The sequence below is a fragment of the Micromonospora sp. B9E7 genome (assembly GCF_039871815.1).
Lineage (GTDB): Bacteria > Actinomycetota > Actinomycetes > Mycobacteriales > Micromonosporaceae > Micromonospora.
The window spans coordinates 1-22,680 of the sequence record NZ_JBDPLX010000035.1 but is presented as its reverse complement, the minus strand read 5'-3'; the positions used below and the strand labels follow the sequence as shown (position 1 = coordinate 22,680).

Below are 22,680 nucleotides of genomic sequence, written 5' to 3'. Positions count from 1 at the left end.
CTGCGGGTCATCCGGGCGAGGTCCGGCGCTCAGGAGGCGGCAACCTCCGTCGATGACCGGGTGGCCTGCCGGGGCGCTACGGCGGACCCACCCGCGGTCGGCTCCGCCGGGTCGTCGGCGTCGACGCCGCGCTCGGTCGGGGCGTCCGGGACCGGGGCCACCGGGGGTGCGTCCGAGGGCGGGCCGCTGATCGGCCGAGGGTGCGCCGCGCCCAGCGGCCCACCGCCGGTCGGCCCGTCACCCCCACCGGTCGGACCGACCCCGCCGGAGCCCGAGTCGTCGTCGGCGCCGCTGACACGGAACCGGCCCGGAACCGGGCGGGTCCGGTCGGCGGCGTGCCCGAGCACCCGCAACGACGCCAGGACGGCCATCGGCACCACCAGCGCGGCGGCGGCGCCCATCACGTCCAACGCCGCGCCGTCGAGCAGACCACCGAGCACCGCGGCGACCACGGTCCCGGCCAACGCGGCCCGGACCGCCGGGTAGATGCCGAACAGCCGCATCAACCCACCCCACGGCTGCAACAGGGCGAACCACACCAGCAACCCGCCGGTCAGCGCCAGCACGGTCAGCGGGCTGTTGACCAAGGTCTCGAAGTTCTCGGTGCTGGACCGGTGCACGGTGAACCCGCCGGTGCCGTCGCCGAGCGCGGAGAGGAACCGCCCAAGGCTGCCCCGCTCCGCCGGCGGGCGACGCAGGTCCACCACACCGAAGCCGATTCCGACCGCCAGGGCGGCCATGGTGGCCCAGGCCAGCCGGCTGATCGTCAACCAGCCTCCGGCGCTGATCACGGCGGCGACGCTCACCCCGGCGGTGAGCGCTATCGCGCCGACCGGGTCGGCGCCCAGGTAGGGGCTACCGACCACCACCACGGCGAGGCCGCCCACGGCCACCGTCACCGCCGGCCGCCAGACCCGGTGCACCCGTTGGGCGAGCCAGCCCCCGGCGAGCAACGCCCCGGCGAGGAACACTCCCAGCCCCACCGTGCTCAGCCCGGAGTACCGGCCGCCCTGCAACGCGGAGTAGCCGACCACGCCGTTGAGCTGCAGGCTGGCCCCGGTGAGCACGTCCAGCCCGACGACGAGGGTGGTGAGGCCGGCCACCGCGCCGAGGGGGCCGAGGGTGCCCGCGTACCCGGGGGCGAAGCGCACCGCGGCGGTGCCCGCGGCCACCAGCAGCGCCGTGACCCCGGCGAAGATCCACCCAGGGTGGTCGCCCTGCCACCAGGGCACCGCGTCGGCCAGCAGCGCCGCCGGCACCGTCAACGCCACGGCGACGAGCAGCAGCTCCACCACCGCCAGGATCCGCCCGGAGACCGGGGTCGGGCCGGCCGGCCCGGCGTGCGGGCGGGCTCGGCGCAGCAGCGGCAGGATTCCGAGTGCCAGCAGCACCTGCACGCCGGCCAGCACCGTGAAGAACACGCCGGAGACGTCGCGCTGGGCAGCAGCCTCCCGGTCGGCGTCGGCCGGTGCGTCGATCGCCTCGGCCAGGTCGGCGGGACGGCCATCGGTGCTGACCGCGGGACGGCCGAGGAAGAGTCGCTCCGGCATCGGCCGGCCCAGCGCGGCGAGGGCGGTCGGCGCGAGGTCGACAAGTTGCAGGTAGCCGTCCCGGCCGGTGCTGGCCGAGGTGAGCCACCCCCGCTCCCAGCCCGGCCCGTCGGCGACCGCCACGTGCAGCCGCGACGGCTGGGCGGTGTCGGAGATCCCCGCGACCAGCACCAACGACCGTGGTGGCCGGGCCGCCAGCACCCGGGCGAGTTGGGCGTCCGCCGCCCGGGCCTCCTCGGCGCGGGTCTCCGGGTCCGTCCCCTCGACCGTGCCGAGGTCGACGATGCTCAGCACGCAGGCGCCGAGCAGCGTCCGCGGGTCGGCGGGCAACGCCGGGGCGTACCTGTCGACGCGGCCGAACGGTCGGGCGGCGGCCACCGCCGCACCCGGGCCCACCGCGACGGAGCAGCGCACCGACTCGGACAGCGAGCCGGGCAGGGCGCCCCACGGCAGTCGCTGCTGGTTGTACTGGACCACGCTCTCCTGATCCGGCAGGTTCGCGCCGATGCCGTCCGGCTGTTCGACAGTCACCCCCGCCGTCGGGCACCCGTCGGGCGACCGGCTGCCGTTCCACGCGGCGAAGCTGCCCGCACCCAGGGTCAGCCACCCGTCCACCGGGCAGGTGGGTCGGTGCGCGGAACGCACCGACAGCGAGCCGATGGACCCCTCCTGGGCCATCCGCCACAACGTCGGGGTGCGCTGCGGATCCACGTCCTCCCAGCGCAGCCCCGCGACCCCGGCGAGCACCACGAAGTCGGCGGTGCGTCGCGGGGTGTCCTGCGGCGGGCGGGCGGCGAGCGCGGCGACACCGAGCGACACCACGAGGACGGTCAGCAGGGCGGGGGTGATTCGGCGCAGCATCACCGGTGTCCCGTTCTGGGGGCGTCGGAGCCCGGCGTGGTTGCCGGGCCGGCACGGTCGGCGACCAGCTCGGCGTAGAGGGTGGCCAGCGCGGCGACGGTGTCCGTCTCGGTCGGCCACGTGGCCGCCCGTTCCGCGCCCCGCCGGCCCAGCTCGGCCCGGGCCGCCGGGTCGTCCAGCAGCGCCCGCACCGCCGCGTCGACCGCGTCGACGTCGCCGGCGGGGATCAGCGTGGCGGCATCGCCGACCAGGTCCGGCAACCCGCCGACCGCGGTCGCGACCAGCGGTACGCCGGCGCGCAGCGCCTCCTGGGCGAAGAGCTGCCGGGCCTCCCAGTCGCTGGTGACCACCGCGAGGTCGGCGCCGGCGAGCAGGTCGGCCACGTCGGTGCGGTGCCCCAGCAGGGTCACCGGGGCCCGGGCCGCGGAGGTCCGCGCGGCCAACGGCAGGTACGCCGGCCCACTGCCCGCGATCACCACGACCGGCGGCGGGGTACGGGTACGCCAGCGGGCCGCCGCGTCGATCAGCACGTCGTAGCGCTTCTGTGGGTGCAGTCGACCGACCGAGAGGATCAACGGCTGGTCCGGGCGGACCCCGAACTCGGCGCGGACGGCCGCCGGGCGTCGACGCGGTGCGGGCAGTGTCGGCGCGGCGACCGGGGCGAGCCGGGCGTCGGCGGCGCCCAGTGCGGCGGCCCGTCGCACCAGATCCGTGGAGGCGCCGAGGGCCACCCTGGCGCCCCGGGCCACCACGCGTTCGACGAGTCGGGACACCCCGCCCCGCAGGCCGCCCGCGAGCACCGCGTTGTGCCAGGTGACGATCAGCGGCGCGGCGGGACGGGCCAGCACGGCGACCAGTCCGGCCCGCAGACCGTGGGCGTGCACCACGTCGACCCGGGAGGTGGTGAGCACCCGACGCAGGGTGAGCACCGCCCGGGCGTCGGCCGGCGTCGGGCTGGCCGGGATCTCCACCGGCTCGAAACGCGCACCGACCGAGGTGAAGTCGAACTGCTCCTGGGTCGCCGCCGGCCCGCAGACCAGGACGGTGGCACCTCCGGCGACGAGGCCACGCGCCACCGACCGGACGTGCTGGCCGACCCCTCCGGTGCTGGACGCGAGCACCAACGCGACAGTGCCCGACCAACCGGCGGACGAGGATGGCTCAGTCATCGCGCAGCCGTCTCCTTCCCGTCGCCCCGCTCCGGGGGGACCGCACCGGGCGTCGGACCGCCGCCCCGGGGCCCGCGTCGACCCAGACGCCGCAGCACCCCGGCGAGCAGTGGCGCTACGTCCCGCCGGTCGACGAACCAGACCACGGCGAGGAACACCGCCCCAACCAGAACCCCGGACAGCATGCCCTGACCGAGTGCCACCGCCATCGTCGGGGTGCCGCCGGCCGACGAGTCGAGCAGGCGGCTGAGGCCCAGTCCGGCGAGCGCGGCGGCCACACCGGCCAGCACTCCGGCGGCCGAGGCCCGTGCCGCGCCGGCCAGCGCCGCACGGCCGGCGCTGCGCAGCACCGCCAGAATCAGCAACGCCCCGAGCACCAGCATCCCCACCGAGTTGGCCGACGTCACCGCGAACACCCGGTCGCGCAGCGGCAGCAGCGCGCCGAACAACACGACGACGGCCGGCACCACCAGGAACCCGACGGCAGTGGCTGCCGTCGCCGCCCGGGTCTCCCCACGGGCGTAGAGCGCGCGGGTGAGCACCGCGAAGAGCCCGTAACCGACCAGCCCGGGGGCGTACCCGATGATCGCGGCGGCGGCCGTGGACGCGGTCGACGCCGGAAAGAAGAAGTGCCCGACCGGTCCGGCGGTGCCGATCAACGCGGCGGTGCCGAGGCAACTGAACAGCAGCACCCCGCGTACGGCCGGTGCCAGCGTCGCCCGGTAGGTGTCCTCGTCACCGGCGGCCCGCGCCGCCGCCAGCGTCGGGTACGCCGCGACGGCCAGCGGCACCGCCAGCACCGCCCACGGCAACAGGTAGACGGTCTGCGCCAGGTTGTAGACGCCCGGGTTGCTCCGCGCACCGGCGGTGACCTGGTTCAGGCTGACGATCAGCGCGATCTGCTGCGTGGTGACGGTGACCGCGCCGGCCACCGCCAACCCGCCGACCCGGGCCCGCGCGTCGGCCGGGAACCCGAACCCGGGCCGCAACCCCAGGCGCAGTCGGCTGACCGGGACGAGCAGGGACAACGACAGCACCACCACACCGAGGGTCGTGCCGACGGAGAGCAGCAACTCACCACCGGGGCTCACCCCGCCGACCGTCGCGTTGCGGCCCTGCGTCGCGGTGAACCCCAGGTAGACGACGATCACGGTGAGGCTGGACAGCAGCGGCGCGAGCACCGGCCAGGCGAAGCGCCGGTGCGCCTGGAGCACCCCGGTGAGCACGATGCCCACCCCGTACAGCGGCAGTTGCGGTGCGAAGACCCGCAGCATCCGGATGCCGCTCTGCTGCTGGGCGGTGGTCAGGTGGTGGCCGAGCGACTCGACCACCGGCCCGGCGAGCAGCACCACCAGCACCGCGAGCGGCACCAGCAGGGCCAGCGTCCAGGTCAGCAGCGCGCCGGTGGTCCGGGCCACGGTCGTCCGGTCACCGGCCGCGACAGCGCCGGCCAGCAGCGGTACGACGAGACTGGCCAGCGCGCCACCGGCGACGATCTCGAAGATGAAGTTCGGCACCGCGTTGGCCACCACGTAGGTGCCGCCGAGGTCGGTGGTCCCCAGGCTCCAGGTGAACACGGCGGTGCGGCCGAAGCCGGCCAACCGGCTGACCACGGTGAGGACGGCGATGAGCGCGGCTGCCCCGGCCAGCCGGCCGGCGCCGGCGAGGGGGGCCGGTCGGGTCACGTCAGTCGGCGCGTCGGCCCAGTGCGTCGAGCTCGCGCAGCCCCGGGGTCCGCTGGATCACCGCCGTGAAGCTGACCTTCTCGCTGGCGGCGGTGAGCCCGGCGAGCACCGCGAGCAGACCGGCCCGGCCGAGCGGGCCGGTCCGGGCGGCGAGCGCGACGCCGAGCACCGCGCCGAGCGCGTTCGCGCCGCTGTCACCGAGCATCACGTCCTCGGCGAGGTCGTCGCGGAGCAGACCGGCGGCGGCTCCGGCGGCACCTGCGGCGATCCCGCCGTGCGGGCCACCGGCCAGCGGCGCGGCGAGCAGCAGCCCGGACTTGATCGCCCGGCCCGGCCGCAGGTCGAGAAGGTTGAGCAGGTTGGCCGTGCCGGCGATGACCCCGGCGCCGAGGAGCACGTCGACGCCCCGGCCGATCGCGCCGTGGCGCTGCCGGCGCGGGTGCGCCGCGACCCTGTGGTCGGCGGCCAGCAGCGCGGCGGCGCCCAGGCCGGCGGCGCCCACCCCGGCGACCTTGACCAGGCCCGCGGTGACCCGCCCCTCACGCAGCGCGGCGAGGTGACCGGCGAAGCCCTTCGCCGCCTTCTGCTCCGGCCGCGCGCCGACCACGTCGTCGTACAGGCCGACGGCACCGGCGCCGAGGCCGGCGACCAGGGCCGCCCCACCGGAGGCGCCGCTTGTGGCACCGAACGCGCCGACGGCTGCCGCGCCCGCGGCGAGCGCCGGCCCGGCGGCCAGGCTCACCGTGCGGCCACGGAAGTTGGTGCGGTCCAAAGCGGGACCGGCCGGAGAGGTGCGGACCTCACGCAGCGCGTACCGGGCCGCCGCGGCGCCGGCGGCGGCGAGCAACAGCCGACCCACCGTCCTCATGCCGCCACCCTGCTGCGCCTCGGGTGCGCTCGCTCACGCGCCGCCTCGTCGATTACGGACACCGGGGTACGTCGTTCGCTCACTGGGGCAGTCTAGGCAGCAGGGACGGGGCGTTGTCGCCGACGCCGTACTGCCCGGCCTTCTTCTCGGTGAGCTGCTCCACCAGGGCGAGGCTGGTGACCAGTTGGCCCTGCACGGTGTTGGCGTTGTCGACCGTGGAGATGGTCTGGGCGAGCACCGGGTCACCACGGACCACGGCGACCAGGTTGCCGCCGACGGAACCCTTGCCGGCCACCACGATCGACCCGGTCCGGTCGAACTGCTCGGCGATCTTGACGACCGACTCGTCCCGCTTCTCGGAGTCCTTGTCGACGTACGGCTGGCCGCTGACCACCACGACCGCCTCCGCCGAGCCGGTGACCTTGTTGTTGTCGGTGGTCAGGTAGCCGGCGTTGTTGTAGGCGGCGAGCACCGCCCGCCGGTCGGCGTCGCTGACCGGCGCGACGCCCTGGGGACGGTCCAGCAGGACGCTGGCCAGCAACGCGCTGGAGGTCTCCACGCCGTGCCCGTTGCCCGGCAGACCGGTGGTCTGCGCGGTGGGGCGGGCAGCGGTGACGGCCAACTCCAGCAGGTTGGTGTTGTTGTCCGGGTTGATGAGCTTGTCCTGCAGCTCGACCCGGCCGGTCAGGGTGGCGCCGGCCTGCTGGAGCTTCTTGAGCACGCCCTCGGTGTGGTCGCGCCCGTTGGGCAGCGTCAGCACCAGCACGCGGCGCCCGGTCAGGGTGCCGGGGAGGATGACCTGGGAGATCTCCTCGGCGAAGTCCTCCTCGAGCGCGAGCTGCTTCTCCATGTTGTTGACCTGCTGGCGCCAGTTCTGGTTGTCCTTACGCAGCCCGGTGACCTGTCCCTCGAGCGAGTCGGCGACCGGGCCGTTGAGGGCGGCTGTGCCGACCACCAAGCCGATCGCCAGAGCCAGGAAGACCGCGGTGAGGGACACCACGTGGTAGCGGAAGTTGATCACGCTTGCAGCCTCTTGATCGGTCGGGAACTAGAAGAGCCGGTACAGCTGGAACACGAGATTGTCCCACCATTCGGCGACCACGCCCAGGTACGCCTTCCCGACGGTCGACACGGCCACCGCGGACGCCATCGCCGCGATCGCCGACAACACCAGCAACAGCAGCGACGAGCCGGAGATGCTCTGCCGGTAGAGCCGGCTCACACCCTTGGCGTCGACCAGCTTGCCACCGACCTTGAGCCGGGTCAGGAACGTCGAGGCCATGCCGCCGCGACCCTTGTCGAGGAACTCGACGAGGGTCGCGTGGGTGCCGACCGCGACCAGCAGTGAGGCGCCCTTCTCGTCGGCGAGCAACATCGCCAGGTCCTCGCTGGTCGCGGCGGCCGGGAAGGTGATCGCCGGGACGCCCAGACCATTGACCCGGGGCAGGCCGGGCGCCCGCCCGTCCGGGTACGCGTGCACGATCACCTCGGCGCCGCAGCGCAGCACGTCGTCGGTGACCGAATCCATGTCCCCGATGATCATGTCGGGGGTGTAACCGGCCTCGACCAGCGCGTCCGCGCCGCCGTCGACGCCGATGAGCACCGGCTTGAACTCCCGGATGTACGGGCGCAGCACGTCCAGGTCGGCCTTGTAGTCGTAGCCGCGCACCACGATCAGGCAGTGCCGGCCCTGCATCTGGGTCTCGATGTCCGGAACGCCCACGCCGTCGAGCAGCAGGTCGCGCTCCTGGCGCAGGTAGTCCATCGTGTTGGCGGCGAACGCCTCCAACTGCACCGACAGACCCTCCCGGGCGTCGGCCATCGCCTTGGCGACCGACTCGGCGTCCTGCAGGCTGCCGTGGGCCACCGGCTCGTCACCGGCGAAGACCGTGTTGCCCTCGATGCGGACCTGGTCGCCCTCGCGGATCCGCTCGAAGACGCCCTCGCCGAGGTCGTCGAGGAGCGGAATGCCGGCGGCGACCAACACCTCCGGGCCGAGGTTCGGGTAACGGCCGGAGACCGAGGGCTTGGCGTTGAGCACCGCCCCGACACCGACAGCAACGAGCGAGTCGGCTGCCACCCGGTCCAGATCGACGTGGTCGATGACCGCGATGTCACCGGGGCGCAGCCGACCGACCAGGCGTTTCGTCCGGCGATCAAGGCGCGCGGTGCCGAGGACTCTGCCCGGGTCGGGGTTCCGGTTCCGGCGCAACGTGGGTAGACGCATCGTGACCATCCTGGCATGTGAGGCAGGCTTTTCTGTCGCGACATGCCTGAGCAGGGCCGCCTACCCAGGGAAGCACACGTCGGCACAAGCCGGTGTGCTTGCGCTCACAATACGCGGCGTCACAACCGCCTTTCCTTGGCGGCCACGGCCAGAAGCTCCTCGGCGTGAGCGATACCCAGATCCGAATCCGGCAAACCCGCCAGCATGCGGGCCAGCTCCCGGGCCCGCTCGGTGTCCTCCACGACCCGCACGCCGCTGGTCGTCACCGCGCCACCGGTGTCCTTCGCCACCACCAGGTGCCGGTCGGCGAACGCGGCCACCTGCGGCAGGTGCGTGACGACCAACACCTGGTGGCTACGGGCCAACCGGGCCAACCGCCGGCCGATCTCCACCGCCGCCTGACCGCCGACACCCGCGTCGACCTCGTCGAAGACCAACGTGGGCGGGCCACCCGAACCCGCGAAGACCACCTCGATGGCGAGCATCACCCGGGACAGCTCACCGCCGGACGCGCCGCGCTGCAACGGCAACGACGGCGCGCCCGGATGGGCCAGCAACCGCAGCTCCACCTCGTCACCGCCGTCCGGGGTGACACCCACCTCGACACCGTTGACCGAGAGCGTCGGCTCGGCACGCCCGGTCGGGCGCGGCAGCACCGCCACCTCGATCCGCGCGTGCGGCATGGCCAACCCGGCCAGCTCCACGGTCACCTGGTCGGCGAAACGGACCGCCGCCTCCTGCCGGGACGCCGACACCCGCCCGGCCAGGTCCGCCACCTCGACGGCGAGCCGCTGACCCTCCCGCTCCAACTCGTCCAGCAGGTCGTCGGAGGTGTCCAGGTCGGACAGTCGGGTGCGCGCCCGATCGGCCCAGGCGATCACCCCGTCGACGTCGTCGGCGTACTTACGGGTCAGGGCGCGCAGCGCCGCCCGCCGCTCGTAGACGTGCTGCAACCGGGCCGGGTCCGCGTCGAGCGTCGCCAGGTACGCCGACAGCTCCGCCGACACGTCGGTGACCAGGGTGGCCGCCTCTTCCAGGCGGGAGGCCAGCTCACCCAGCGCCGGGTCGGTGCCGGCCTGCGCCTCCAAGGTCCGTCGGGCGGTGCCGAGCAGCGCCGCCGCGTCGGGTGTCTCGTCGGTGGCCTCCGCGCCACCCGCCACACACTGCTGGGCGATCTGCGCGGCCGTCCGCAGCCCCTCGGCGTGCTCCAGCCGCTGCGCCTCGGTCTTCAGGTCGTCGTCCTCACCGGGCTGCGGATCGACCCGGGTGATCTCGTCGAGGCCGAGCCGCAGCAGGTCGGCCTCCTGGTTGCGCTCGCGGGCGTTGCGCCGCCGGTCGGCCAGGTCGTCGACCACCCGCCGCCACCCCGTGTACGACTCACGCAGCGCGTCGAGCAGCTTCTCGTGCGCGGGACCGGCGAACCGGTCCAGCGCGGCCCGCTGCTCGGCCGGGCGCAGCAGCCGCAACTGGTCGGACTGCCCGTGCACGGCGACCGCCTGCTCGCCGACCTCACCGAGCATCGACACCGGCATGCTCCGGCCGCCGACGTGGGCCCGCGAGCGCCCCTCCACCGTCACCGTGCGGCTCAGCAGCACCGAACCGTCCTCGTCGGGCTCGCCACCCGCCTCGGTGATCCGCGCGTGCACGGCGTCAGCGACCCGCCCGTGCAGGCGCAGCCGCCCCTCCACCACGGCACGGCCGGGTTGGGCGCGGACCCGCCCGGCGTCGGCCCGACCGCCGAAGAGCAGGCCGAGGCCGGTGACCACCATTGTCTTGCCCGCACCGGTCTCGCCGGTGATGACGTTCATGCCGCCGGTCAACGGCAGCGTGGTGTCCTCGATGACGCCCAGTCCGGTGATGCGCAGCTCTTCCAGCACAGCCACCGACAGTAGACGCGAGGGCCGACACTTGACCAGCCGACGGGCCCCGACGCGGCCGGCACCCGGCCGACGTACAGTTCTGCCCCGTGTTGGACGTGATCGGCCTGACCCCGGCTGAGGAGGAGCTCTACCGCTGCCTGCTCCAGCTCACGGCAGCGCGCGTCGACGACCTGGTCCGTCGTCTGCACCGACCGCGCGAGCAGGTCGTCGCCCAGGTCGAGGCGCTGCGTGCCAAGGGACTCGTGCAGCCCACCGACGTCGACCCGGACGCGCCGCTGCGCCCGACCGCCCCGGACGTCGCCCTCGGTGGGGCCCTGCTGCGCCGCCAGGAGGACCTGGAGGCCGCCCGACGCCGGGTCACCCAACTGGCCGAGGAGTACCGCTCCGGGCTGCGGAGGCACCACGGCGACCACCTCGTCGAGGTGATCACCGGTGCGCGGGTCCTCCGGGACCGCCTGCGCGACCTGCAGAACTCGGCGCGTACCGAGGTGCTCTGGTTCTGCCGGGCCAACCCGCTCGCCATGGCCGGCCCGGAGAACGTCGAGGAGTTCGACGCGCTGGCCCGCGGGGTGAGCTACCGGGCCATCTACGAGCGTGACCTGCTGCTGGAACCGGGAGCGCTGGCCGACCTGGCCAAGGGGGTCGCCGCCGGCGAGCAGGCCCGGGTGCTGGACCGGTTGCCGGTCCGACTGGCCATCGTGGACGCCAGCACCGCCATCTGCCCGTTGGTCCCCGACCGCGACGGTGGGGAACCGAGCGCCGCCGTGATCGGACGCAGCCAACTGCTCGACGCGCTGCTCGCCCTCTTCGAGAGCCACTGGCGGGTCGCCACCCGACTGCGGCTCGACGATCCCCTCACCGTCGGCGCGGCCGAGGGGCGGCGGCCGGACCCCGAGGACCACCCCGGCGACGGTTACCAGCCGGACGCCGACGAGGCACGGCTGCTGTCGCTGTTCGTGGCCGGCGTACCGGACAAGTCCATCGCCTCGCAGCTCGGGGTGAGCCGCCGGACCGTGCAACGACGGATCGCCGACCTGATGGCCGCCGCAGGGGTGGACACCCGACCCGGGTTGGCGTTCCAGGTCGCCCGACGCGGCTGGCTCTGACCGCCTCCGACGGGCACCCGGGCAGGGTGGGACGGCTCCGGGCCGCCCCACCCTGCGCCGATCAACGCAGCCCGTACGCCTGGAGCACCGTCTGGTCGACGGTGTTCCCGGCCCGGTCGGTGGCGTGCACCCGCAGCGACACCGTTCCGCGCCCCGCCGGCACGGTTGCGGTGTACCGGGTGCCCGACCCCTTGGTCTGCGCGGTGCGCCAGGTGACGCCCCCGTCGAAGGAGACCTGCACCCGGACGCTGGTGCCGGTCGGCGCGGGCACTCCGGCCGGCTGGCGCAGGGTCAGCCCCAACTGGTGCGGCCGGTTGCCGCGTACCGTGCCGAGCAGGTCCGCCGGCACCTGGTAGTCCACCTGCAACAGCGACAACGGGGTGGCCGCCTCACCCGCCGGCCGGGCCGAGGTGAACTCCCAGGCGGTGTCGGTGCGGGTGCCGTAACGCCACTCGGCCGAGGACCGCTGCGTGGTCAGGTCCAGCCGGTAGCGGGCCCGGTCCGGGGTGGTGGGCACCGGTGCCCAGCCGCCGGAAAGGTCGGCGATCTGCTGCCCGTTGCGACTGATCCGGACCTCGACGGTGTCCGACTCCTCGCTGTTGCCGGCCACGCTGTAGTGACCGTCGGCGTCGACGAACTCGGGCACCCGCAGGTCCAGGCTGTCACCGGTCCGGGTGGGCACCGGCGCCCCGCTGACCGGGACGGCCGGGCGGACCACCGGCGCGTGCCAGGTCTCGGTCACCCGGTCATTGGCGGCGTAGCGCCGAGGCTCCTGGGTCAGGCCGCCGGCCAACTGCCCCCACTGCATGAACATGGACTTGTGCAGCACCCGGTGCTGCCACCAGGAGTCCCCGGCGCTGACGAACTCCTGCCGGGTGGTCCCGTTACGGACCATCCGCTGGTCGTCGTTCCAGGCGTACTCCTGCCACGGACGCCAGCCGAACCGCTCCTCGGTGGCCCACCCCGCGCCCATGTCGGCGTAGCTCGCGGTCACCTCGGCGGTGTTCTTCGCGGTCACCGTGTGCACGATCCGCTCCGGCACCCGGCCCTTCGACACCTGCCACACGTCGTACAGGTAGGGGCTGTCCACGGTCAACGTCAGGTCCAGCGTCGCCCGGCCCTTGCGCGCCGCCGCGATCAGTCGCTGCCCGTCGTCGTACGCGACCACCATCGCCGGGATCGGCAGCCGTTCTCCGTCGGGCCGCCAGACCGTCCACGCGCTCCGGTCCTCCGGACGGACGATCAGCACCGCGGCGGCACCGGCGGCCGCGGCGGCGGCGACCTGCTCCTCCTCCGGGCGGTTCGGGTCGGTGGTGAGCAGCACGGCGGCGCCCCGCGCCCGGGTCAGCTCGGCGGGGGTGCCGGTGCCGGCCCAGACCAGCGGCAGCTTCCGCCGGCCGGTCGGCGCCGGCGACGTGCCCAGCAGGTTGATGTCCGACGGACCGGACACCCCACTGATCTTCGCGTCCACCATCGGCGCTACGAGCTGCCAGCGCGAGGCGAACTCGAACTCGCCCTGGCGCACCTGCCGGGTCGGCGTGACGTTGACCTGCTGAACGGTGCTGTAGGCCATCACCCCGTGGTCGATCTGCCGGCCGTTGCCCAGCACCCGGTGCACGTAGTAGCTGAGCGTGGCCCGCTGCTCGCTGGGCTTCGGCGTCTCGATGCGTACCGGCGTGCCCTTGCGCGCGTCGAGCACCACGGTCAGGTCCCGGTCAACGGTCACCTCCGGCTCGATCATCTGGGTGAGCTGCTCGTCCAGTGGGGCGCCGTGCTCAACCAGCGCGGTCAGCACGTACGTGCCCTCCTCGACCTGCAGGGTGCCCTCGCCACCCCACATGCCCCAGAAGTCCGACTCGGGCTGCTCACCGAAGAAGGTCAACCCGGGCGAGAGGCCCGGCTGACCCTGCCGGTCCAGCAGCTTGATGGTGACAAGGTGCTGCGGACCGCTGACGGTGAGCCCGACCGGGGTGCGCACGGCGACACCGTCCGTGCCGGTCGCCACCAGCCAGCCGCCGTGCGGGCCCCGGGCCAGCTTCGCCGGGTCGGCCCGCAGTGGCACGGCCACGCTGCCGCCCGCCGGCACGGCCACCTCGCCGGAGGTCACGGCGACCCCGTCGGGCTCGGCCGCTCCGGTGTCCAGGTTGCGCAGCTCCAGGGCCAGCCGCAGGGTCTGCGCGGTCTTCGTGCCGTTGGTGTACGTCACGGTCCGCTCGACCGCCACACCGCCGGTGGTGATCCGGCCGAAGTCCGCAGTGGCCGACGCGTACACCTGCTGCGTGAGTGCCCGCGCCACGTCGACCCGACCGCCGCCCTGCTCGAAGACGGTCAACGCCGGGTTGGCCTTCGTGGTGCTGACCAGCGCGTCCTTGAGCTTCCCGGCGGCCCAGTCCGGGTGCTCCTGGGCGAGGATCGCCGCCGCGCCGGCCACGTGCGGGGTCGCCATCGAGGTGCCGGACGCGGTCGTGTAGGCGTCGCCCACCGGCGTACCCATGGTGGTCCCGGCGGCCCGCGCGGCGACGATGTCGACGCCCGGCGCGGTGATCTCCGGCTTGAGGCCGTTGTCGCCGAGCCGCGGGCCGCGGCTGGAGAAGTCGGCGAGGTTGTCGTCGCGGTCCACCGCGCCGACGGTGAGCGCCGCCGCGGCCGCGCCCGGCGCGCCGACGGTACGCGCCGCACCCGAGTTGCCGGCGGCGACCACGAACAGCGCGCCGGTCTCGGCGGTCAGGTCGTTGACCGCCTGGCTCATCGGGTCGGTGCCGTCGGTCGGGTCGCCACCGAGGCTCATGCTGACCACCTTCGCGCCGGAGCGGGCGGCCCACTCCATGCCGGCGATGATGGACGAGCTGAGACCCGAGCCCCCGTCGTCGAGCACCTTGCCGACCAGCAGCTGCGCGCCGGGCGCGACGCCCTTGCGCAACCCGTCGGACGCCGCCCCGCTGCCGGCGATGGTGGCCGCCACGTGGGTGCCGTGGCCGTGCCCGTCGCGGGCGCTGCCGCTGCCAGAGAAGTCCTGCGCCTCGGCGATCCGGCCGACCAGATCGGGGTGGGTGGCGTCGACGCCGGTGTCGAGCACCGCCACCTTCACGCCGGCGCCGTCGCGCCCGGCGGCCCAGGCCGTCGGGGCGCCGATCTGCGGCACACTGTGCTCCAGCGTCGGGCGGACCCGCCCGTCCAGCCAGATCCGGGCGATGCCGCCGCCCAGCCGGGGCGCGGCGGCCGTGGTCCGGGTGCTCGGCGTACCGGCGAGCGTGGTCCACAGGCCACCGAGGTCACCCTTGCCGACCCGCAGCGCGGCGCCGTTGATGCTCTCCAAGGGGCGGGCGTCGGTGGCACCGGCAAGCGGCTTGACCCGCCCGGCGGCCGGCTCCTGGTAGCGCACGATCAGCGGCAGGGTGCCCCGCGCGGTGTCGCCGTAGCCGTCGGCGGCCAGCTCCTGCACGTCGAACAGGTCGGCGTCGAGGACCCCGCTGGAGACGTAGGGCAGGGCGTCGCTGGGAAGCACCCGCAGCGTGCCGTCGACCTGCATGGTCTGGAAGACGATCCGTTCGCGCCCGGGTCCCGGGCGGACGGTGGCGGCGACCCGACCAGGTGCCGCTGGTACCAGGTCGACCTGGTCACCGGTGATCAGGGTGATACGGACGGGCGCGGCGCCCGGGGTGGGCGTGCCCGATGTCGGGCCGGTGGGCCGGGCGGGCGGGTCGGCGGACGCCGGTGCGGCGAGGCCGACCACCAGGGCGCCGACCGCGCCGACGGCGAGCCAGCGTGGGGACCAGTGCATGCGATGTGCTCCTCTACTCCTCCAGGCCCACCATCCGTAGATGAGGGCCGATCGGAGTCTGCGTCGGAGCTTGTCACCAGGTCACTAGTCACCAGCCGCCGCAGCGGCGACATGTCGTCAGGTGGACAACTGAGGTCCACCGACGGTGTGCGTCACGGTCACCGGCGGCTGCCACGCCAACCGTGCACCGGCAGGCCGAACTTGGCGACCAGCCGGTCGGTGAACGGTCGGGGCCGCAACCGCACGATGCGCACCGGCAGGGCACCCCGACGCACCGTCACCCGGGCGCCCGGGGGCAGGTCGTAGACCCGACGCCCGTCGCAGGAGAGCACGGCGAGGGTGGTGAACGGGTCGACAGTGATCACGAAGGTGGACGTCGGAGCCGTCACCAGCGGGCGGCTGAACAACGCGTGCGCGCTGATCGGCACCAACAGCAGCGCCTCCACCTCCGGCCAGACCACCGGACCGCCGCCGGAGAACGCGTACGCGGTGGAGCCGGTGGGCGTGGCGCAGACGACACCGTCGCAGCCGTAGCGGGACAACGGGCGTCCGTCCACGTCGACGAGCAGTTCGAGCATCTGCGCCCGCTCGCCCTTCTCGATGCTGATCTCGTTGAGCGCCCAGGACTCGATGGTCGGCCCGCCGTCGAACTCGGCGGTGACGTCCAGGGTGAGCCGCTCGTCGACCGTGTAGTTGCGACTGACGACGTCACCCACCGCGACGTCGAGGTCGTCGATCTCCGCCTCGGCCAGGAAACCCACCTTGCCGAGGTTGATGCCGAGCAGCGGTGCCTTCGCCGGGCGGGCCAGCTCGGCGGCGCGCAGGAAGGTGCCGTCACCGCCGAGCGCGAAGACGATCTCGGCACCCTCGGCGGCCTTCTGGCCGGCGACCGGCACCACACCGGGCAGGTCGAGGTCCTCGGCCTCGTCGGCGACCACCCGAACCTCGAAACCCGCGTCGATCAGATCGGCCGCGACCGACCGGGCGTGCTCCGTGCTACGGCGACGACCGGTGTGGGTCACCAGCAGAGCGGTCCGGCTCATCGGGTCGCCCGCCCGTCCTGGACCGGGCGGCGTCGCACCACCGTCGCCCCGATCCAACCGCGTGTCGCCGCGGTGCCCTCGCTGCGCGCGTTCACCCTGCGACCTCCTCCGCCGCCGCCGTCACGTCCGGCACGCCGCCGGCCGCCGTCGGGCCGTCCGGCCCGGCCGCCACCACGGCCCGCACCCGTTGTGGGTCGGCCGGCGGTGCGCCCCGGCGCAACCATACGAAGAACTCCACATTGCCGCTCGGCCCGGGCAGGGGGCTGGCCGCCACGTCGGCCAGCCCGAGGCCGAGCCCGGCCGCCGCGGCGGCCACGTCCAGAACCGCTTCGGCACGCAGCTCCGGATCGCGGACCACGCCACCGGTGCCGACCCGTTCCTTGCCCACCTCGAACTGCGGCTTCACCATCAACGCCAGGTCACCGTCGTCGCGGGTGCAGCCGGCCAACGCCGGCAGCACCAACCGCAGCGAGATGAACGACAGGTCGGCCACCGTGAGGTCGACCTGCCCGCCGATCGTGTCCGGGTCGAGGGTACGAACATTCGTGCGTTCCAGGACGCGGACCCGCTCGTCGGTGCGCAGTGACCAGGCGAGCTGCCCGTAGCCGACGTCCACCGCCACCACCTCCGCGGCGTCGGCGCGCAACAGCACGTCGGTGAAGCCGCCGGTCGAGGCGCCGGCGTCCAGGCAGCGCCGGCCGGCGACCCGAAGCCCACCGGCGCCGAACACGGCGAGAGCGCCGGCCAGCTTGTGCCCGCCCCGGGAGACGTACTCCTCGGTCGGGTCCTCGCCGGTCACCAGCAGCGGATCCGCGGGGTCGACCATCGCGGCGGCCTTGCGCGCGACCACGCCGCGCAGCTGGACCCGGCCGGCATCCACCAGCCCGGCGGCCTGCTCCCGGGAGCGGGCCAGACCGCGGCGGACAAGCTCGGCGTCCAGCCGGTTACGACGTGCCATGGGTGGTTCTCCGGTCTGCTCAGGCCTGGTCGTGCCGCTCAGGTCTGGTCGATGGTGGCGAGGGTTTCCCGCAGCGTCTCGTAGGCCGCCTCGTACTGCGCGATCTGGTCGGCCGGGGCGAGCGTCGCCGCGTTCGCCATGGCCTGCACGGCGGCGTCCACCGCCGGGTGCCGCGCGGTGTCGTCCCCGACGTCCGGCAGCGGGCCGGGGCGGGCACCCGCCGCAGGACCCGGCCGGGGCGGGAACGGTCCGCCGGCCGGCGGACCCGGCCGGGGCGGGAACGAGCCGCCGGCCGGCGGGTGGGGCCGGCTCATTCGGCGGCGTCCGGTGGCTGCTTACGGACCGCCTTCTTGGCGGGCATGGCCGCCGGGGTCGGCGCCTCGTCGTCGGTCCGGCTGATCGTCGCCGGTGGCTTCTTCGCGATGGCCTTCTTGGCCACCGCCTTCTTCGCGACGGCCTTCTTCGCCACGGCCTTCTCGACCGCCGGCGCGGAGACCGGGGCGCCCGCCGGGCCGTCGGACGGCACCAGACGGTCTCCCGGCCGCGCGGCGAGGGTCGGGTCAGGTCGCTCCGACGGGCCGGCGCTCGGCGTGTTCGCCGGCTCGGCGGCGCGCGCCTCGCGTAGTTGCCGTTCCAGGTCGTGCACCCGCCGGGTCAGCTCGGCCACCTCGTCCGCGGTGGCCAGGCCGACCGCCCCGAGAGCCCGGTCGACCTCGAAGCGGACCAGCTTGGTCAGCGCCTCCCGGTTGGCGGCGCCGGTGGTGACCAGTTCCTCGCCGAGCGCCTGGAGTTGGGCGGCGGTCGCGCCACCGGAGCCGACGAGGCGACGTGCCACGTCCTGGGCCTTCTTCCGGGGCGCCTCCGTGAGGCCCATTGCCAGTTCGAGGTAGGCGCGCCACGCGTCCTGCATGCCTGAGTCCTTCCACGGGGCGGGGTGTGCAGGTGTCACGCTACCGGGCACCCCGGACTGTGCCGTGCGGTACGGTGCCGAGGACGGCGTGGCGATGATCGAGGGGGACATGTGGCCAGCGTGGACGAGTGCCGGCAGGCGTTGCAGGAGCTGGCCGCCCGGCTGGACCGCAACGCGGAGACGGTGCGCGAGCGGATCGATCTGGACCGGACGCTGGCCTGCCGGATCACCGACCTGGACGCCGCGTTCCACGGCCGCATCACCGGCGGTCGACTCGTCGAGCTGACCGACGGCGACGACCCCAAAGCCAAGATCGCGTTGAGTACGTCCAGCGACGACCTGCTCGCCCTGGTCCGCGGCGACCTGGACGTCACCAACGCGGTGACCTCCCGCCGGGTGTCGATCAAGGCGAACCCGTTCGACCTGCTGAAGCTGCGCAAACTGCTCTGAGGGACGCCACTGCCTGACCCGGGTCAGGCAGTGGCAATCAAAGATCAGGCAGTGGCGGTCAGACCGAAGCTCTCCACGGCGTGCGCCGCGTCCGGGCCGATCGGACGGATCTTCGGCAGCGCCGGCTCCGACGCCGACCAGGCCACCGCACAGAGCGCTGCCAGCGCGTCCAGCGGCCGACCCGACCCCGCCAACTCCAGCGCACTGTCGCGGTCGGTCACCGACCAGCCGCCGACGTCCGCCGGGCCCGGGACCCGCACGACGGCCGCCGGGTCGAAGAGCCCCGCCAGGTCCCTCGCGACGTGCGTGGGCCTGCGCCGCGGTTCGGCGGCCAGCAGATCCGGTACGCCGCTGACGCCGGTGAGCACCAGCAGGCTGTCCAGGCCGGCGCGGCGGGCACCCTCGATGTCGGTGTCCAACCGGTCACCCACCACCAGACTCCGGCCACCACCCGCGCGCCGAGCGGCCGTCTCGAACAGCGCCGACTCCGGCTTGCCGACCACCACGTCAGGGTCCCGCTCCAGCGCCGTCCGCAACACGGCCACCAGCGAACCGTTGCCCGGCAGCGGGCCACGTCCACTGGGCAGCGTCCGGTCGGTGTTGGTGGCGATCCAGAGCGCACCGGCCCGCACCGCGACCGAGGCCTCGGCCAGCTCGGCCCAACCCACCTTCGGGCCGTACCCCTGCACCACCGCGACCGGGCTCTCGTCGGCCTGGGTGACCGGGGTCAGGCCGACCGCGCGCAACTCCGCGCGCAGGGCCTCCGCGCCGACCACCAGCACCGGCGCGCCAGCGGGAAGCCGGTCGCGCAGCACCTCGGCAGACGCCGCGGCGGAGGTGAGTACCTCCTCCGGTCGAGCCGGCACACCCATGCCCGTCAGCAGGGCGGCGACCTCGCTGGACCGACGGGACGCGTTGTTGGTGGCGTACGCCACCGCCACTTTCTCGTCGTGCAGCCGGGCCACCGCCTCGACGGCACCGGGGATCGGCCGGTCGATCAGGTAGATCACACCGTCCAGGTCGAAGACGACCAGGGTGTACCCGTCGACCAGCCGCTCCCCGGCGTCCGCACTCATCGCTGCGTCGACCCCGACTCGTCATCGCGGGCCGGAGCGGTCCGATCGGCGCTCGTCGCGCTGTCGGACGTCGCGCTGTCGGACGTCACGCTGTCGGACGTCACGCTGTCGGACGTCACGCTGTCGTCGGACTCGGTGTCCGCATCGGCATTGCGCGCGGCCTCGTCCGGGTGACGGTCCTCGTCCTCGTCGTCGAAGCCCTCGTCATCGCCGGAGCGACCGACGACATCGTCCTGCTCGTCGTCATCGAAGTCTTCGTCGTCGTCTTCGTCGTCGTCATCATCGAAGTCTTCGTCGTCGTCGTCATCTTCGTCTTCGTCGTCGTCATCTTCGTCTTCGTCGTCGTCATCTTCGTCGTCGTCGTCATCGTCATCGTCGTCGCGGTCGTCGCGGTCGTCGCCGGTCAGGTCGGCGTCCGGTCGGGCCGGGACCGCGCCGGGAGCACCCGGGCCTGCGGCGATCTCCTCCGCGGCCTCGTCCTCCTCGTCGCCCTCGATGACGACGCCGTCGAGTTCCAGCAGCCGCTCGGCGGCGTCGGTCTCACCCTCGGTGTCGACGTCGGCAGCGCGGGAGAACCACTCGCGGGCCTCCTCACGCCGGCCCACGGCGAGCAGGGCGTCCGCGTACGCGTACCGCAGTCGGGCCGTCCACGGCACCGTGGCCTCGCTGGTGAGGTCCGGGACCTGGAGCATCGCGACTGCGGCGTCCTTCTGCCCGAGGTCTCCCCGCGCGCCGGCAGCGACGATCAACAGCTCGATCGCCACGGCCTGGTCCAGCTTGTCCCGGTCAGCGCCGCGGAACAGGTCGATGGCCCGCTCCGGCCGGCCCAGAGCCCGCTCACAGTCCGCGAGCACGGCCAGGTGGCTCTGCAGCCCGCTCATCCGGTGGTACGTGCGCAGCTCGGCGATCGCCGTCTGCCACTCCCCCGCGTGGTACGCGGCCAGGCCGACCGCCTCGCGGACGGCGGAGATGCGCGACGCGAGCCGCCGAGCGGCCAGCGCGTGCGCCAACGCCTCTGCCGGGTCCTCGTCGATCAACTGGCCTGTGGCGACCAGGTGCCGAGCCACCGTCTCGGCGACCGGCTTGTTCAGCGAGAGCAGCTCAGCGCGAACGTCCTTGTCGAGGTCGGTCGCGACGATGTCGTCCGGCAACGCCGGAGCAGAGCTACGCCCGCCCTCGAACGACTCGGAACCGCCAGCGCGGTCGTCGCGGCGGAACTCGCCCTCGCGACGCGGTCGCTCGTCGGCCCGGGAAGCACCCGCCCGGTCACCACCCCGGTAGCCGCCGCTCTCGCGGTCACCACCCCGGTAGCCGCTCTCGCGGTCACCACCCCGGTAGCCGCCGCCGTCACGCGGCCCACTCGACCGCCCGCCGTCCCGGTCGCCACCACGGAAACCGCCGGTACGGGGAGCGCCGCCCTCACGACGGTCGCCACCACGGAAGCCACCCTCGCGGTCACCGCCACGGAACCCGCCGCCTTCACGACGCTCACCGCCGCGGAAGCCACCCTCACGGGGCGCGCCGCCGTCACGCGGCCCACTCGACCGCGAGCTGTCCCGGTCGCCGCCCCGGAAACCGCCCTCACGACGGTCACCGCCGCGGAAGCCACCACCCTCACGGTCGCCACCACGGAAACCGCCGCCCTCGCGACGGTCGCCACCACGGAAACCACCCTCGCGGGGAGCAGCGGAACGAGAGCCGTCGCGGTCGCCACCACGGAAGCCGCCGCCCTCGCGGGACGCACCGGGCCGAGAACCCTCGCGGAACCCACCTTCGCGCCGGTCACCGCCACGGAAGCCACCCTCGCGGGGGGCGCCGCTGTCACGCGGCCCGCTCGACCGCGAGCTGTCCCGGTCGCCGCCACGGAAACCGCCGCCGTCACGACGGTCGCCACCACGGAAGCCACCCTCACGGTCGCCGCCACGGAACCCGCCGCCTTCACGACGGTCACCGCCGCGGAAGCCACCCTCGCGGGGAGCACCCGAGCGCGAGCCATCGCGGTCGCCGCCACGGAACCCGCCGCCTTCACGACGGTCGCCACCACGGAAACCACCGTCGCGGTCGCCACCACGGAACCCGCCCTCGCGACGGTCGCCGCCACGGAAGCCACCGTCACGGTCACCGCCGCGGAAACCACCCTCGCGGGGAGCACCCGAGCGCGAGCCATCGCGGTCGCCACCACGGAACCCGCCGCCTTCACGACGGTCGCCACCACGGAAACCACCGTCGCGGTCACCACCACGGAAACCACCCTCGCGGGGAGCACCGGAACGAGAGCCATCGCGGTCGCCACCACGGAACCCGCCGCCCTCGCGGGACGCACCAGGCCGAGAACCCTCGCGGAAGCCGCCCTCACGGCGGTCACCGCCCCGGAAACCACCTTCGCGGTCACCGCCACGGAAACCGCCACCCTCACGGCGGTCGCCGCCGCGGAAGCCACCCTCGCGGGGCGCGCCGCCGTCACGCAGCCCACTCGACCGCGAGCTGTCCCGGTCGCCGCCCCGGAAACCGCCGCCGTCGCGACGGTCGCCACCACGGAAGCCACCCTCACGGTCGCCGCCCCGGAAACCGCCACCCTCACGACGGTCACCGCCCCGGAAACCACCCTCGCGCGGGGCGCCCGAGCGCGAACCATCACGGTCGCCGCCACGGAAACCACCCTCGCGCGGAGCGCTGGAGCGAGAGCCGTCACGGTCGCCGCCGCGGTAACCGCCCTCACGCGGGGCGCCCGAGCGCGAACCATCACGGTCGCCGCCACGGAAGCCACCCTCGCGACGGTCGCCGCCGCGGTAACCGCCCTCACGCGGGGCGCTGGAGCGCGAGTCGTCCCGGTCGCCGCCACGGGAACCAGAGTCGCGGCCGCCGGCGTAGCCGCCGCGGGTGCCACCACCGCTGTCGCGGTCTCCCCGGTACGGGGGCCGGTCTCGGTCGTCGCGGCGTGGGCCGCGGTCGCGTCCGCCCGCACCGTCAGTACGGTCTTCGTAACGACGGGGACGGTCTCCGCCCTGCGGTCCTGAACTCACAGGTACATCCTTCCTGATTGCGCCACCAATGGCGCTACGCAGTCGAGGGCCGACCCGGATGGGGGGGCCCGCCACAGGAAGATTGTCCGGCGG

At 74.1% G+C, this 22,680-nt stretch carries 17 protein-coding genes; 2 read left to right on the top strand and 15 right to left on the bottom strand.

Annotated elements, in window-relative coordinates:
- Window positions 1-29: 29 nt before the first annotated feature.
- From ABGB10_RS32520 to recN, 7 genes are all read right to left on the bottom strand, one after another.
- On the bottom strand, window positions 30-2,411 hold the full coding sequence (locus ABGB10_RS32520; protein WP_347664806.1) for a hypothetical protein: 2,382 nt from the start codon (window positions 2,409-2,411) through the stop codon (window positions 30-32).
- Complete coding sequence (locus ABGB10_RS32515; RefSeq protein WP_347664805.1) at window positions 2,411-3,580, bottom strand: glycosyltransferase family 4 protein; 1,170 nt, start codon at window positions 3,578-3,580, stop codon at window positions 2,411-2,413. The genes ABGB10_RS32520 and ABGB10_RS32515 overlap by 1 nt, the downstream gene beginning before the upstream one ends.
- On the bottom strand, window positions 3,577-5,265 hold the full coding sequence (locus ABGB10_RS32510; protein WP_347664804.1) for a lipid II flippase MurJ: 1,689 nt from the start codon (window positions 5,263-5,265) through the stop codon (window positions 3,577-3,579). The genes ABGB10_RS32515 and ABGB10_RS32510 overlap by 4 nt, the downstream gene beginning before the upstream one ends.
- A gap of 1 nt (window position 5,266) precedes the next feature.
- Window positions 5,267-6,133, bottom strand: a complete 867-nt coding sequence (locus ABGB10_RS32505; RefSeq protein WP_347664803.1) for a hypothetical protein — start codon at window positions 6,131-6,133, stop codon at window positions 5,267-5,269.
- 79 nt (window positions 6,134-6,212) lie between these two features.
- On the bottom strand, window positions 6,213-7,154 hold the full coding sequence (locus tag ABGB10_RS32500; protein WP_347664802.1) for a copper transporter: 942 nt from the start codon (window positions 7,152-7,154) through the stop codon (window positions 6,213-6,215).
- A 27-nt stretch (window positions 7,155-7,181) separates the two neighbouring features.
- Window positions 7,182-8,360, bottom strand: coding sequence for a putative cytokinetic ring protein SteA (gene steA / locus ABGB10_RS32495; protein ID WP_347664801.1), 1,179 nt, complete (start codon window positions 8,358-8,360; stop codon window positions 7,182-7,184).
- Window positions 8,361-8,479: 119 nt separating this feature from the next.
- Window positions 8,480-10,237 (bottom strand): DNA repair protein RecN, encoded by a 1,758-nt coding sequence (recN, locus tag ABGB10_RS32490; RefSeq protein ID WP_347664813.1) that lies wholly within the window; start codon window positions 10,235-10,237, stop codon window positions 8,480-8,482.
- A gap of 89 nt (window positions 10,238-10,326) precedes the next feature.
- Here recN and ABGB10_RS32485 point away from each other — a divergent pair, with 89 nt between their 5' ends.
- On the top strand, window positions 10,327-11,346 hold the full coding sequence (locus ABGB10_RS32485) for a helix-turn-helix domain-containing protein (RefSeq protein WP_347664800.1): 1,020 nt from the start codon (window positions 10,327-10,329) through the stop codon (window positions 11,344-11,346).
- Between the two features lie 61 nt (window positions 11,347-11,407).
- On the opposite strand, the gene ABGB10_RS32480 is transcribed toward ABGB10_RS32485, so the two are convergent.
- From ABGB10_RS32480 to ABGB10_RS32460, 5 genes are all read right to left on the bottom strand, one after another.
- Window positions 11,408-15,127 (bottom strand): S8 family serine peptidase, encoded by a 3,720-nt coding sequence (locus tag ABGB10_RS32480; protein WP_347664799.1) that lies wholly within the window; start codon window positions 15,125-15,127, stop codon window positions 11,408-11,410.
- A 158-nt stretch (window positions 15,128-15,285) separates the two neighbouring features.
- Window positions 15,286-16,170: an NAD kinase gene (locus ABGB10_RS32475; RefSeq protein WP_347664798.1), complete on the bottom strand. Its 885-nt coding sequence runs from the start codon at window positions 16,168-16,170 to the stop codon at window positions 15,286-15,288.
- Window positions 16,171-16,261: 91 nt separating this feature from the next.
- Window positions 16,262-17,128 (bottom strand): TlyA family RNA methyltransferase, encoded by an 867-nt coding sequence (locus ABGB10_RS32470; protein WP_347664797.1) that lies wholly within the window; start codon window positions 17,126-17,128, stop codon window positions 16,262-16,264.
- A gap of 38 nt (window positions 17,129-17,166) precedes the next feature.
- Window positions 17,167-17,442, bottom strand: a complete 276-nt coding sequence (locus ABGB10_RS32465; protein ID WP_347664796.1) for a hypothetical protein — start codon at window positions 17,440-17,442, stop codon at window positions 17,167-17,169.
- Window positions 17,439-18,038 carry a hypothetical protein gene (locus ABGB10_RS32460; RefSeq protein WP_347664795.1) on the bottom strand — a complete coding sequence of 200 codons (600 nt, stop codon included), beginning with the start codon at window positions 18,036-18,038 and terminating at the stop codon, window positions 17,439-17,441. The genes ABGB10_RS32465 and ABGB10_RS32460 overlap by 4 nt, the downstream gene beginning before the upstream one ends.
- A 111-nt stretch (window positions 18,039-18,149) precedes the next feature.
- Between ABGB10_RS32460 and ABGB10_RS32455 the strand changes: the two genes are divergently transcribed.
- Entirely contained in the window at window positions 18,150-18,488 is a 339-nt protein-coding gene (locus ABGB10_RS32455) for an SCP2 sterol-binding domain-containing protein (RefSeq protein ID WP_347664794.1), read from the top strand.
- A 44-nt stretch (window positions 18,489-18,532) separates the two neighbouring features.
- On the opposite strand, the gene ABGB10_RS32450 is transcribed toward ABGB10_RS32455, so the two are convergent.
- From ABGB10_RS32450 to ABGB10_RS32440, 3 genes are read right to left on the bottom strand one after another with little or no spacing between them, the layout of a single operon-like run.
- Window positions 18,533-19,564, bottom strand: a complete 1,032-nt coding sequence (locus ABGB10_RS32450) for an HAD-IIA family hydrolase (RefSeq protein WP_347664793.1) — start codon at window positions 19,562-19,564, stop codon at window positions 18,533-18,535.
- Window positions 19,561-20,631, bottom strand: coding sequence for a hypothetical protein (locus ABGB10_RS32445; protein ID WP_347664812.1), 1,071 nt, complete (start codon window positions 20,629-20,631; stop codon window positions 19,561-19,563). Before ABGB10_RS32445 ends, ABGB10_RS32450 begins: the two co-directional genes overlap by 4 nt.
- Before the next feature lie 20 nt (window positions 20,632-20,651).
- On the bottom strand, window positions 20,652-22,214 hold the full coding sequence (locus tag ABGB10_RS32440; RefSeq protein ID WP_347664792.1) for a hypothetical protein: 1,563 nt from the start codon (window positions 22,212-22,214) through the stop codon (window positions 20,652-20,654).
- Between the last annotated feature and the right edge of the window lie 466 nt (window positions 22,215-22,680).

What these genes read in the sequence shown, in the direction of transcription:
- ABGB10_RS32520 (WP_347664806.1), bottom strand. Translation starts at nt 2,411, where the DNA reads ATGCTGCGCCGAATCACCCCCGCCCTGCTGACCGTCCTCGTGGTGTCG.
- ABGB10_RS32515 (WP_347664805.1), bottom strand. Translation starts at nt 3,580, where the DNA reads ATGACTGAGCCATCCTCGTCCGCCGGTTGGTCGGGCACTGTCGCGTTG.
- ABGB10_RS32505 (WP_347664803.1), bottom strand. Translation starts at nt 6,133, where the DNA reads ATGAGGACGGTGGGTCGGCTGTTGCTCGCCGCCGCCGGCGCCGCGGCG.
- steA (WP_347664801.1), bottom strand. Translation starts at nt 8,360, where the DNA reads ATGCGTCTACCCACGTTGCGCCGGAACCGGAACCCCGACCCGGGCAGA.
- ABGB10_RS32480 (WP_347664799.1), bottom strand. Translation starts at nt 15,127, where the DNA reads ATGCACTGGTCCCCACGCTGGCTCGCCGTCGGCGCGGTCGGCGCCCTG.
- ABGB10_RS32475 (WP_347664798.1), bottom strand. Translation starts at nt 16,170, where the DNA reads ATGAGCCGGACCGCTCTGCTGGTGACCCACACCGGTCGTCGCCGTAGC.
- ABGB10_RS32470 (WP_347664797.1), bottom strand. Translation starts at nt 17,128, where the DNA reads ATGGCACGTCGTAACCGGCTGGACGCCGAGCTTGTCCGCCGCGGTCTG.
- ABGB10_RS32465 (WP_347664796.1), bottom strand. Translation starts at nt 17,442, where the DNA reads ATGAGCCGGCCCCACCCGCCGGCCGGCGGCTCGTTCCCGCCCCGGCCG.
- ABGB10_RS32460 (WP_347664795.1), bottom strand. Translation starts at nt 18,038, where the DNA reads ATGCAGGACGCGTGGCGCGCCTACCTCGAACTGGCAATGGGCCTCACG.
- ABGB10_RS32450 (WP_347664793.1), bottom strand. Translation starts at nt 19,564, where the DNA reads ATGAGTGCGGACGCCGGGGAGCGGCTGGTCGACGGGTACACCCTGGTC.